This is a genomic window from Ornithinimicrobium panacihumi (assembly GCF_052073805.1).
GTDB classification, from domain to species: domain Bacteria; phylum Actinomycetota; class Actinomycetes; order Actinomycetales; family Dermatophilaceae; genus Ornithinicoccus; species Ornithinicoccus panacihumi.
The window spans coordinates 67,022-79,131 of sequence record NZ_JBQGWG010000003.1 but is presented as its reverse complement, the minus strand read 5'-3'; the positions used below and the strand labels follow the sequence as shown (position 1 = coordinate 79,131).

Sequence of the window (12,110 nt, the reverse complement as noted above, 5' to 3'; positions counted from 1 at the left end):
CAGCAGCAGACCGTGTCGCCGGTCGGTCAGGTGGTGCTGTCGCCCCGCCCGTAGCCCTTCAGCCGCAGGCTGTTGAGCACCACGAGCACGCTGGAGAAAGCCATCGCGGCGCCGGCGATCATCGGGGTCAGCATCCCGAAGGCGGCCAGCGGGATCGCCAGGGTGTTGTAGCCGAACGCCCAGGCGAGGTTCTCCTTGATGATCCTCAGCGTCTTGCGGGACAGTCCGATCGCGTCGGCCACGGCCTCGACGTCGGAGCGCATGAGCACGATGTCGGCCGACTCGGCGGCCACGTCGGTGCCCGAGCCCATCGCCATGCCCAGGTCGGCCTGGGCGAGCGCGGCCGCGTCGTTGACCCCGTCACCGACCATCGCCACGACCCGGCCCCGGTCCTGCAGCGCCTTGACGTGGGCGAACTTGTCCTCCGGCATGACGCCCGCGTCGACGTTGTCGGGGTCGATCCCGACCTCCTCGGCGACGCGGCGGGCGGTGTGCTCGTTGTCACCGGTCAGCAGGTATGGGGTGAGCCCCAGCTCGCGCAGTCGCGCCACCGCCGCCGTGCTGGTCTCACGCGGGGTGTCCGCGACCGTGATGGCCGCACGGGCCGTGCCGCCCCAGCCGACCAGGACGGTCGTGCCGGTGCCGGCGTCGACCGCGGCCTGCAGCTCCTCGGCGACCTCGTCAAAGAGCGCCGGTCGCCCGACGGTGACCTCGGTGCCCTTGATGGAGGCGCGGGCGCCCTGGCCCGGCAGGTTGGTGAAGCCGGTGATCGGCGACAGGTCGACCCCACGCTCGCGGGCGCCGTCGACGATCGCACGGGCCACGGGGTGCTCGCTGCCGGTCTCGACGCTGGCCGCGGCCTTGAGCGCGGCGTCCTGCGGGAGGGAGCCTGCGGTGGCCACCTCGGTCAGCACCGGCTCGCCCGTCGTCAGGGTGCCGGTCTTGTCCAGCACCACGGTGTCGACTCTGCGGGTCGACTCCAGGATCTGCGGGCCCTTGATGAGGATGCCCAGCTCGGCACCGCGGCCGGTGCCGGTGAGCAGGGCGGTCGGGGTGGCCAGGCCGAGGGCGCAGGGGCAGGCGATGATCAGCACCGCGACGGCCGGTGCCAACGACTCGGCGACCGAATGCCCGGTGAGCAGCCACAGCACGAAGGTCACCAGCGCGATGACCAGCACCGCCGGCACGAAGACGGCAGAGATCCGGTCGGCCAGCCGCTGCACGGGCGCCTTGCCGGTCTGCGCCTGCTCGACCAGGTCGGTGATCCGGGCCAGGGTGGTCTCGCGGCCGACGCGCGAGGCCTCCACGACCAGCCGGCCGTGACCGTTGACCGTCGCGCCCACGACCTCGTCGCCGGCGCCGACCTCGACCGGCATCGACTCACCGGTCACCATGCTGGCGTCGATGGTGGACGAGCCGTCCACGACCCGCCCGTCCGTGGCGACCTTCTCGCCGGGACGGACCACGAAGCGGTCCCCGACCGACAGCTCCTCGACCGGGATCCGGTGCTCGGACCACGCGCCGCTGCCGGCCTCGTGCCGCAGGACGGCCACGTCCTTGGCGCCCAGCTCCATGAGCGAGCGCAGCGCGGAGCGGCCCTGGTCCTTGGCGCGCGCCTCGATGTAGCGCCCGATCAGGAGGAAGGCGGTGACCACGGCCACCGTCTCGAAGTACATGTCGTGGCTGAAGCCGGTCAGCAGCGCCACCACCGACCACGCGAAGGCCGCGGTCGTGCCGACCGAGACCAGGGTGTCCATCGTGGACGCGCCGTGCCGGGCGTTGATCGCCGCGGCGCGGTGGAAGGGCCAGGCGGCCCAGAAATAGATCGGGGCGGTCAGCGCCAGCTGCAGCCAGTGCCCGGTCATCCCGAGTGCGTCGGCCACCGGCGGCACCATGTGCAGCACGACGATGATCGCCGCCAGCACCGTGGACACGACCATCCGAAGCCGCAGCGAGCCCTGCCCCACCACGTCGTGCGTCATCGCGGGAGCACGGGGACCTTCCTTCTCCAGGGGCGTGGCCCCATACCCCGTCTTCTCGACCGTCGCCACGATGTCGGCGACGGACAGGGCCGAGGGGAAGGAGACCGACGCCTTCTCGGTGGCCAGGTTGACGCTGGCCTCGACCCCGTCGAGCTTGTTGAGCTTGCGCTCGATCCGGGCCGAGCAGGACGCGCAGGTCATCCCGCTGATGGCCAGGTCGACGTGCTGGGTGTCGCCGGCCTCCGGGGCGGTGCTGCGCGCAGGGCTGCTGGTGGTGCTCATCGTTGGTTCCTCATCCGGCGCCCGACGGGGCGTCTCGTGTCACTGGGTCCGGCCGGGCGGGGTCCGTGCCGCCCGGCCGGTGTCAGATGCGGTGTCTTCAGATGCGGTGTCTCAGACGCGGCCGGTGTAGCCGGCCTCGGTGACGGCCGCCTCGGCCGCCGGGATGTCGAGGACACCCTCGGTGTCGATGAAGACCTCGGTGTCGCCACCCTTGACCAGGTTGTCGACGCGCACGTCCAGGACGCCGTCGACCTCCTTCAGCTCCTCGGTGACCGACGCGACGCAGTGGCCGCAGGTCATCCCGGAGACGATCATCTTGGTGGTCTGGACCTGGCTGTGGCTCTCCGCCTCCTGGACGTGGTCGGCGCGGGGGGTCTCGGGCTGGTTCATGATTTCTCCTCTGGTGGGGATGGGGTGGGTCAGCTGCGCACGAGGCGGGCGATGGCCGCCGAGGCCTCGCGGACCTTGGCGGCCTTGGCCTCTTCCGACTCCGCCGCGGCCTCGACGACGCAGTGCCCGATGTGGTCCTCCAGCAGCCCCAGGCTCACGGCCTGCAGCGCCTTGGTGGCCGCGCTCACCTGGGTGAGCACATCGATGCAGTAGACGTCGTCCTCGACCATGCGGGCGATGCCGCGGATCTGCCCCTCGACGCGGCGCAGCCGCTTGAGGTAGTCGTCCTTGGACCCGGTGTAGCCGTTCACAGCCATGCCAACAGCATACCCCCATGGGGTATTCCGTGCGGTCCGGAAATCTGCTCGCACACCTGGGTGCGCAGGACCTACGCTCCACGGTATGCCGATCTCCTCACCTCGTCCTGCCGACGTCCCGGCCGCCCTGGACCTGATCACCGCGGCCCAGCAGGCGCCGGCGTGGGCGTGCGCCTATCTCGGCACGGAGCGGGAGGGGATCCGCGCCGAGCTGGAGGACCTGACGCCGCCGTGGACCGAGACCCTGCGGGTGCTGGTGAGCGGTGACCAGGTCGTCGGGGCGGTCGCGGTGGACTGGGACGAGGAGACCGGGCGCAGCTGGGTGCAGGGCCCGTGGACGAGCGATAAGACCACGTGGGTCGAGCACGGCAGGGCGCTGCTGGAGGCCGCGATCGCGCAGACGCCCGAGGGCGTCGACGACCACGAGATGAGCGCCGACCCCGCCCACGTCGGGATGGCGGCGCTGGCCGAGGGGCTGGGCTGGCACCGCAGCGCGGTCAACATCGCCTACGAAGCGGAGAGCGACGAGGGCTGGCCCGACGCCGGCTCGGCCGGCCCGCAGCCGCGCCGCGCCACGCCGGACGACACCGGGGCCCTGGCGGCACTGCATACCGAAGCCTTCCCCAGCACCTATGCCACAGGCCGACAGCTCGTCGAGGACGACGGGCGGATCACCCTCGTGCTGGACGGCGGTGCGGGGGAGCTGCTCGGCTATGCCTCGGCCGAGGTGCAGGCGGACGGCGGCGGTTATCTCGACTTCATCGCGATCGCGCCCGGCGCTCGCGGACGAGGGCTGTCCAAGGTGCTGCTCGCCTCGGTCGGCCGGACGATCTTGGCCGCCTCGTCCGACGGCAAGGTCAGCCTGACGGTCAAGGAGGACAACGCCGCGGCGGTCGCCCTCTACGAGTCCTTCGGCTTCACCCGTGCCGGCGCTCTCGTCGGCTACCGGAGCCGGCCCTACCAGGGCTGAAGAGGCGAGCTCGCAGCAGCGGGGGCGGCACCGGCGACGGCCCGCGGGTCCTCCTCGAGATCGCAGTGTCCCGCTGGCTCATCCGGCACTGAGCGGACCACCTCGGAGCGCCCTACGGGTTTGCTCGCTGTCAACGAGCAAACCCGTAGGGGGGCATGGGGTTATCGCCAGGTCGGCGAGACGCTCGGCCAGGCGGGCGGGACGCTTTGCCGGCCGGGCGGGAGCCTTTGCCAGGAGGGCGCGACGATTTGCCGGCCGGGCGGCACGCTTTGCCGGCCGGGTGCGGAGCTCGTGACCGAGCACGGGGAGATCCGGCCTACGCCCGAATCGACGACTTCATGCGGCTTTTCTATCTAGACGCCGGTTATAACCGGCACCTAGGTCGGTTTCCCGCATGAAGTGGGGCCGTGATGGTCGTGGCCACTGGCGAGAGGGCCACTCCAACCCTCAGGGGGCGAACTCGCAGAAGCTGCGGTAGTGGTCGTCGGTGTAGTACCAGACCTCCGGGTCGGTCTCCCCGCCACCGGTGATGATCCGGCGTGCGCCGCGATCGCTGGAGCCGGGGGTCTCGACGGTGTACTCGCGGTAGTAGCCCCGTTCCTCGTCGGGCAGGAGCGCCTCGCGGTTCTGGAAGGTCGAGCCGTCCTTGTGCGGGTAGTCGAACGGGCCGCCCGCCTCGACGTCGTCGGCCACCTCGTCCAGCTCGCCGGGCAGGTCGCCGTCACGGCAGGCGTCGATGTCGTCCCAGTCGCGGGTGTCGATGCCCACGGGTCCGTCGGCGGATCCGGCCTGGTCCTGCCCCGTGCCCGCCGGACTGGAGCCCCCGCCCGTCGCGTCGTCCTGGCTCGTCTCCTCGTCGCCCGAGTCCTCGGGAGTGTCCGGGTCGAAGGTCTGGAAGTCCTCGGTCGGGTCGATCGTGGGCTGCGACGGGCCCTCCTGGGTGACCGTCGGGGACGTCGGGCTCTCGGCGGAGCCCCCGCCGTCGGACTGGTTGAGCATCAGCCACAGCAGCAGGATCGCGATCAGGGCCAGGATGCCCAGCGCGACGGGACGGGAGAGCTTCACGCCTCACCCTCCGGCTCGGCCTCCGTGCGGCGCCGCTGGCCGCCGGCGATGACCGGCATGTCGGCGCCGTCCAGGATCTCGCACAGGATCCAGAAGCGCGGACCGTCGTGGCGGGCCAGAGTCTCGGCGTCCTGCCAGTGCAGCGCGACCGGACCGCCCCAGATCTCGGGCAGGTCCCGCAACGAGTCCTCCAACGCGTCCAGGTTGGTCCCGGCGCTCTCGGGCAGGCGCAGCGCCCGCGCGATCTCCGCCTGCGTCGCCCGGAAGTCTCCGGTGACGGGCGTGGTGGCGGTGGCGACCGCATACCCACGCCCGCGGAGGTTCGCCTCGAGCGAGGCGACGTTCTCCGGCTGGGTGATGATCACGCGTCGGACTTCAGGTGCGTGAGGAGGTCCACCGCGATGCCCGTGTAGGTGGCGGGGGTGAGCTCGACCAGGCGCGCCTGCTCCTCGTCCGGCAGACCCAGGCCGCGGACGAACTCGACCAGCTCCGGCTGACCGATCCGGCGGCCGCGGGTGAGCTCCTTGAGCCGCTCGTAGGGATTGGTCATGCCCTCGACCCCGCGCGCGGCCAGCGCCCGCATGACCGACTGGATCGGCTCGGCGAGCACCTCCCAGTTGGCGTCGAGGTCCTTGGCCATCGCCTCGGGCACGGCGTCCAGACCCGCGAGGCCCCGGGAGACGTTGTCGAGGGCGAGCATGCTGTGGCCGAGCGCGGTGCCGATGTTGCGCTGCATCGAGGAGTCGGTGAGGTCGCGCTGCAGGCGGCTGGTGACGAGGGTCGAGGCGAGCACGTCCAGGAGAGCGTTGGAGACCTCGAGGTTGGCCTCGGCGTTCTCGAAGCGGATCGGGTTGACCTTGTGCGGCATGGTGCTCGAGCCGACGGTGCCCTGGCCGCGGACCTGGGCGAAGTAGCCCATCGAGATGTAGGTCCACACGTCGGTGCACAGGTTGTGCAGGATCCGGTTGAAGCGCGCGACGTCGGCGTAGAGCTCGGCCTGCCAGTCGTGGCTCTCGATCTGGGTGGTCAGCGGGTTCCAGGTCAGGCCCAGGCCCTCGACGAAGGTGCGGCTGACCGCCTGCCAGTCGGCGCCGGGGACGGCCACGACGTGCGCGCCGTAGGTGCCGGTCGCGCCGTTGAGCTTGCCGAGGTATGCGGTGCCGCTCACCCTCTCGAGCTGCCGGGTGAGGCGCCAGGCCAGCACCGCCAGCTCCTTGCCCATCGTGGTCGGCGTCGCGGGCTGGCCGTGGGTGTGCGCCAGGAGCGGCACGTCGGCGAGCTCGCGCGCCATGCCGGAGAGCTGCTCGACGAGGGCGCGGGCCTTCGGGAGCCAGGCCTCCTCGATCGCGCCCTGGACCATGAGGGCGTAGGAGGTGTTGTTGATGTCCTCGCTGGTGCAGGCGAAGTGGACCAGCTCACCGAGGGACTCCGCCCGCTGGTCGCCGACGATGTCGGTGAGGCGGCGGCGCAGGTAGTACTCGATCGCCTTGACGTCGTGGACGGTCTCGGCCTCGATCTCCTTGAGCTCGGCGATCGCGGCGGCGTCGAAGTCGGTGACGAGGGCGCGCAGGGCGGCCTGCTCGTCGGCGGAGAGGGTGTCGGCGCCGGGGACCACGCTCTTGTCGGTGAGGTGGATCAGCCACTCGACCTCGACGTGCAGGCGGGCCCGGTTGAGCGCGGCCTCGGAGAGGTGGTCGACCAGCGGGGCGACGGCTCCCCGGTAGCGCCCGTCGAGCGCCCCCAGGGCGATCACGGGGTCGAGGTCGGACAGGGGCGTGCGGGCGACGGGCAGCGGCATGCCCCCATCTTCCCACCACGCCCATCCCCACCGGGCGCGGCGTGTGGTTGCCCCGGCCGCCCGGCGGGGAGGGGAGCGGTGGGTCAGTCGCGGTGGCGCGGGGTGTCGACGTCCGGGTCGATCTCGTCGGCGCGGACGTAGTCGTCCGTCAACCGGTCGCGCTCGTCGCGGGCGGCCTGCACCGCGTCGTGGGCCTCACCCTCGAGACGGTCGGCCTCCTGCTGGAGACGGTCGGCCTCGGCGCGGGCGTCACGCGCCTGGCCCTGCAGTTCGCTGGCCTGGTTCTCGGCGCTCGCCACGGAGGTCTCACCACCGCGGGCACGCTCGCGGATGTGGCCAGCCTCCTCACGGGCGAGATCGCGCTTCTTGCTCCGCTGCGCGAGCATCACCGCCGCGATGATCGCGATCAGGACGACGGCCGCGATGGCCAGCCAGAGCCAGGTCATGCCTTCCATGTCACTCCTCAGGTCGGGTCCCGGCCTCACGGCCCGGGTCCGTCCAACCTACGGGCGGGAGGCTGCGGCTTCCACCGCAGAGGTCCCGGACCGACCGTGGGCGTCGGCCCCGACCGTGCCCTCGGCAGCGCCCTCGCCACCCACCTCGACGACCTGCCACCCGTCGGGGTCGCCGGCGCGGTGGCTGACCATCACGAACGTGCGCTCCGCCCCGCCGCCCGCAGACATCAGACCGGCCAGCGCCCGCTCTGCGGTCGCGTCGTCCAGGTGCGCGGTCGGCTCGTCGAGCAGCACGACCGGCCGGCCCGACACCAGGGCCCGGGCGATCGAGAGCCGGGCCCGCTCACCGCCGGACAGCCCGGTCAGCATGGTGTCCAGCCCCTCGGGCAAGGTGTCGAACCAGTGGCCCAGGTCGACCGCGTCGAGGGCCGCCACGAGCTGGTCGTCGTCGGCATCCGGGGCGGCCAGGACCAGGTTGGCCCGCACCGATCCCGCGAAGGCGTGCGGCTCGTCGTCGACGACGGCCATGCGGGCCCGGGTCTGCTCCAGGTCGAGGTGGAGCACGTCGGTCCCGTCGTGGGCATAGGTGCCCGTCGCCGGGTCCAGGTGCCGGGCCAGCACGGCCAGCGCCGTCGACTTGCCCGCGCCGTTGGGCCCGGTCAGCGCCACCCGGTCGCCGGGGGAGAGCCGCAGGTCGAGGGGCGCCAGGTGCAGCCGCTCACCCTCGGTGCGGGTGGGCTCCGCGGGGTCGGGGTATGCGGTCGCGCCCGTCGGTGCAGGCGTCCAGCTGGCGCCCACCCGGCTGAGGGCCAGCTCCGGGACCGGGGTGGCGGGGGGAGCCTGGCCACCGGCGTCGGCGACGGCGGGGGTCTGGGCGAGGACCCGCTCGAGGCGGGCGGCGGCGGCGCGGGCCCGGGCGCGGGCCCCGGCGATGTCGGCCGAGCCGACCCAGGCGTCGGCCAGGGCCATCGGGACGAGCGCCACGAGGGCGGCGTAGGGCCCGGAGATCCCGCCGGCCGCGAAGGTGCGGGCGGTGAGGACGGCGACCACCGCCACGGTGACGGCGACGATGATCCAGGCGACGGCCAGGACGAGGGCCCGGGCGGTGATGAGGCGCTTCTCGGCGCGCTGCTGGGCGGTCTCGGCGTCGGCGACGGGCCGGAGCAGACGTGTGCGGTCGGCGGAGAGGCCGGTCACGGACTGCACGGGCAGGAGCCGGGAGGCCAGGGCCGTCGTGCGCTGCTGCACCTCGCCGCGGGCGGCGACGGCCTCGGCGTGCGCCGAGCGCTCGGCGACGTGCCCGGCCCAGGCGACCAGGAAGGTCAGCACGGCACCGGTCCCCACGGCCAGCCCGGCGGCGGGGATGTGCCAGGCGGCCAGGACCGTGCCGACGACCGAGGCGATGACGGCCGACCAGAGGGGGACGGTGACGCGCACCTGCTCGTCGATGACGTCGTCGAGGTCGCGCACGACCGTGGTCAGCACCTCGCCCCGGCTGCGCCGGCCGAGCCGGGCCGGGGTCAGCGGGATGAGCCGGGAGAAGACCTCGGCCCGCCGGCCCGCGAGGTCGGACAGCGCCACGTCGTGGCTGACCACGCGCTCGGCGTAGCGGAAGGCCGGCCGGAAGATGCCGAAGGCCCGCACCCCCACGATGGCGACCATGAGGGTGAGGATCACCGGCATCGTCGAGGCCTGGACGATGAGCCAGCCCGAGGTGGCGGTCAGTGCCACGCCGCAGCTGACCGAGGCCCCGCCCAGCAGGCAGGCCACCCACAGGCCGTGGCGTCCGGTCGGCAGGGGCAGCGGCTCCACCTGGCCGGGCACGGCCATCGGCTCCTCGACGGACGTGCTGATCGGCTCCTCGCCCTCCGTGTCCCGTGCCCCGGCGCCCACCGTCGCCGCGGTCGCGAGGGGGGTCCGGTGCGGACTGGCAGGGGTCGGGACGGGGTCGAGCCGCCAGACCTCGTCGGCGATGGCGGCCAGGGCGTGGTCGTGGGTGACGACGAGGACCCGACGCTGCCGAGCCATCTGCAGGATCACGTCGTGGAGCGCGGGGACGGAGGCGGCCGCGACGTTGGCGGTCGGCTCGTCGAGCAGCACGAGCTCGGCGTCGCTGAGCACGGCCCGGGCCAGGGCCAGCCTGGCCCGCTGGCCCGCGGACAGCCCGAAGCCGTCGTCGCCCAGGACCGTGTCCAGCCCCTCGCGGGCGGACAGCTGCTCCCAGAGCCCGACGGAGGTGAGCGCGGCCACCATCGCCTCGTCGGGGGCGACGCGGCCCCCTCCGGGGACCTCTCCGTCGGGCCCGTCCACCACCGCCAGGGCCAGGTTGTCGCGCACCGTCCCCGGCAGGATGACCGGCCGCTGACTGGCCAGGTGGGCGCGCGGTGCGACGACCTGCCCGGCGTCCGGCTCGCGCAGCCCGGCCAGGAGCTCCAGCAGCGTCGTCTTGCCGGCCCCGCTCGGCCCGACCAGCGCGGTCAGGCCCGGCCCCGACGGGGTCGTCAGGTCGATGTCGACGACCGTGCGCTCGCGTCCGGGATGCGCGTAGGAGACCCCCTCGAGCGCCACCCGGCCCGATGCCTGCGGAGCTCCTGTCCCCGCTCCGGGAGCACCTGACAACGCTCCGGGAGCACCTGCCAACGCGCCCGCCACTGCCGTGACGCCCGCTCCCGGCACCCGGCCCTCGCCCAGGACACCGTCCTGCCCCAGCTCCTCCAGCACGGTCGCCCCGTCGGCGGCGTTGTGGAACTCCTGGCCCACGCGGCGGACGGGCCAGTAGGCCTCCGGCGCGAGGAGGATCGCGATCAGCCCGACGGTCAGGTCCATGACGCCGTAGGCCAGCCGCAGACCGACCGCCACGGCCACCATCGCCACCGAGATCGTGGCCAGCAGCTCCAGCGCGGCGCTCGACATGAAGGCCGTCCGCAGCGTGCGCACCGTCGACTCGCGGTGCTTGTCGCCGACCTCGCGCACGACCTTGACCTGTGCGTCCGCCCGGCCGTAGGTGACCAGCGTCGGCAGCCCCCGCACGACGTCGAGGAAGTGCCCGGCCAGCAGCGCCATCGCCCCCCAGCGCCGCTCGGTCTCGTCGGCGGTGTGCATCCCGATGAGCGCGGCGAAGACCGGCAGCAGCGGCAGCGTCAGCACGACGATCAGCGCGCTCCACGGGTCGACGACCAGCAGCGTGACCAGCGCCAGTCCCGGCACGACCACGCCGGTGACCAGCGCGGGCAGGTAGCGCGCGACGTAGTCCTCCAGCGCCGAGACGCCCTCGGTCGCCCGCGTGACCGCGACCTCCGCGGCAGGGCGCCGGCCCTCGGGCAGTCCCAGGTAGTGCCGGACCGTGGCCAGCCGCACCACGGCGACGACCCGCTGCCCGGCCCAGCGCGCCACATACTCGATGACCGCGGCGAAGACGCCCCGGAGGGCGAGCAGGACGACGAGCCAGGTCAGCGCCGGCTGGAGGTCGGCGCCCGTGGCGACGCGCCCGACGACCAGGCCGAGCACGACGGCCTGGGCGATGGCGACGACCCCGGCGGCGACGCCCACGCCCGACAGCAGCGCGACGGGGCCGCGCGTGGCGGGCAGCGCGCGGAGGAGGGCGGGGTCGAAGGGGCGCATGGGCTCCAGTCTCGCAGGGGTCGGGTCGGGGGAGGACGGGACGTGACGGCGCCCGCCACCTGGGCAGGTGGCGGGCGCCGTCAGGGTCGTCCGCGGTCGGGGTCAGCCGAGACGGCCGACCACCTGGGACTCGTCGGTCTCCTCGGTGACCGCCGCGTGGTGCACGTCGGTCGGGATGTGGTGCCCGGAGACCCGCTTGCGGAAGGTCCAGTAGGTGAAGACCGTGTAGACCAGCATGATCGGCACGAAGATCACCGCGACCCAGGTCATGATCGTCAGCGTCAGCTCGGTGGAGGAGGCGTTGTCCTTGGTGAGCGAGACGCCGTCGGCCAGGGTCGTGGGCATCACGTCGGGGAAGAGCGCCGCGAAGAGCGATGCCGTCGCGATCCCGATGGCGGCGAAGGTGCCGGCGAAGCCCCAGCCCTCGCTGCCCTTCCAGGTCATGAACAGGCCGCCGACCAGGGCCAGCGCCGCCACGACGAAGAGGATCCAGGAGAAGGTGTTGCCGGTGCGCACGTGGAGGATGACCAGCCACAGCACGGCCAGGACCGCCGCGACCAGACCCGTCTTGAGGGCCAGCGCCCGCGCGTCGTGACGCAGCTGACCGTCGGTCTTGAGGGCGATGAAGATCGCGCCGTGGGTCAGGAAGAGCGCCAGCGTGGTCAGCCCGCCGAGCAGGGCGACCGGGTTGAGCAGGTTGAAGAACCCGCCGACGTACTCCATCTCGGCGTCGATCGGCACGCCGGAGACGATGTTGGAGAAGGCCACGCCCCACAGCAGCGCCGGGATGAACGACCCGATGACGATCATCAAGGTCATCCGGGCCCGCCAGGCGGCGGAGTCGACCTTGCCGCGGTACTCGAGGCCGACGCCGCGGATGATCAGGCCGACGAGGATGAGCAGCAGCGGCAGGTAGAAGCCGGAGAAGAGGGTGGCGTACCAGTGCGGGAAGGCGGCGAAGATGGCGCCACCGGCGGTCAGCAGCCAGACCTCGTTGCCGTCCCAGAACGGGCCGATCGCCGAGAGCATCTGCCGCTTGCGGGTCTCGCCGGAGTAGGGGCCGCCGTCGGGGGCGGTGCGGGCACCGCGCTCCCTGTCGCCGACGAAGCCCTCCTCGTCCTTGCCGAGCACCGGCAGCAGCATCCCGACGCCGTAGTCGAAGCCCTCGAGGGCGAAGTAGCCGATCCACAGCACGGCGATGAGGATGAACCAGATCGTGGTCAGTTCCAT

General features: G+C 72.9%; 10 protein-coding genes. 1 reads left to right on the top strand and 9 read right to left on the bottom strand.

Annotation, left to right across the window (positions count from 1 at the left end; all coding sequences use genetic code 11):
- Window positions 1–26: 26 nt before the first annotated feature.
- The 3 genes from ACTMMA_RS04195 to ACTMMA_RS04185 all read right to left on the bottom strand — a co-directional run bounded on the left by ACTMMA_RS04195 (window position 27) and on the right by ACTMMA_RS04185 (window position 2,965).
- Window positions 27–2,264 carry a heavy metal translocating P-type ATPase gene (locus tag ACTMMA_RS04195; RefSeq protein WP_441188840.1) on the bottom strand — a complete coding sequence of 746 codons (2,238 nt, stop codon included), beginning with the start codon at window positions 2,262–2,264 and terminating at the stop codon, window positions 27–29.
- A gap of 111 nt (window positions 2,265–2,375) precedes the next feature.
- The gene (locus ACTMMA_RS04190) at window positions 2,376–2,654 is read right to left on the bottom strand and encodes a heavy-metal-associated domain-containing protein (protein WP_441188839.1); all 279 of its coding nucleotides are present in this window, start codon (window positions 2,652–2,654) and stop codon (window positions 2,376–2,378) included.
- A 29-nt stretch (window positions 2,655–2,683) separates the two neighbouring features.
- Window positions 2,684–2,965: a metal-sensitive transcriptional regulator gene (locus tag ACTMMA_RS04185; RefSeq protein WP_441189084.1), complete on the bottom strand. Its 282-nt coding sequence runs from the start codon at window positions 2,963–2,965 to the stop codon at window positions 2,684–2,686.
- A gap of 91 nt (window positions 2,966–3,056) precedes the next feature.
- Here ACTMMA_RS04185 and ACTMMA_RS04180 point away from each other — a divergent pair, with 91 nt between their 5' ends.
- Window positions 3,057–3,941 carry a GNAT family N-acetyltransferase gene (locus ACTMMA_RS04180; RefSeq protein WP_441188838.1) on the top strand — a complete coding sequence of 295 codons (885 nt, stop codon included), beginning with the start codon at window positions 3,057–3,059 and terminating at the stop codon, window positions 3,939–3,941.
- A gap of 447 nt (window positions 3,942–4,388) precedes the next feature.
- Here the strand turns inward: ACTMMA_RS04180 and ACTMMA_RS04175 are convergent, their stop codons facing one another.
- The 6 genes from ACTMMA_RS04175 to cydB all read right to left on the bottom strand — a co-directional run bounded on the left by ACTMMA_RS04175 (window position 4,389) and on the right by cydB (window position 12,110).
- Window positions 4,389–5,006, bottom strand: a complete 618-nt coding sequence (locus ACTMMA_RS04175) for a guanyl-specific ribonuclease (protein WP_441188837.1) — start codon at window positions 5,004–5,006, stop codon at window positions 4,389–4,391.
- A complete protein-coding gene (locus ACTMMA_RS04170; protein ID WP_441188836.1) occupies window positions 5,003–5,371 on the bottom strand; it encodes a barstar family protein in 369 nt (122 codons plus the stop codon). The genes ACTMMA_RS04175 and ACTMMA_RS04170 overlap by 4 nt, the downstream gene beginning before the upstream one ends.
- Window positions 5,368–6,804 (bottom strand): adenylosuccinate lyase, encoded by a 1,437-nt coding sequence (gene purB, locus ACTMMA_RS04165; protein WP_441188835.1) that lies wholly within the window; start codon window positions 6,802–6,804, stop codon window positions 5,368–5,370. Before purB ends, ACTMMA_RS04170 begins: the two co-directional genes overlap by 4 nt.
- An 83-nt stretch (window positions 6,805–6,887) precedes the next feature.
- Window positions 6,888–7,259: a hypothetical protein gene (locus ACTMMA_RS04160; RefSeq protein WP_441188834.1), complete on the bottom strand. Its 372-nt coding sequence runs from the start codon at window positions 7,257–7,259 to the stop codon at window positions 6,888–6,890.
- Window positions 7,260–7,307: 48 nt separating this feature from the next.
- Window positions 7,308–10,880 carry a thiol reductant ABC exporter subunit CydC gene (cydC, locus tag ACTMMA_RS04155; RefSeq protein ID WP_441188833.1) on the bottom strand — a complete coding sequence of 1,191 codons (3,573 nt, stop codon included), beginning with the start codon at window positions 10,878–10,880 and terminating at the stop codon, window positions 7,308–7,310.
- A gap of 102 nt (window positions 10,881–10,982) precedes the next feature.
- Complete coding sequence (gene cydB, locus ACTMMA_RS04150; protein WP_441188832.1) at window positions 10,983–12,110, bottom strand: cytochrome d ubiquinol oxidase subunit II; 1,128 nt, start codon at window positions 12,108–12,110, stop codon at window positions 10,983–10,985.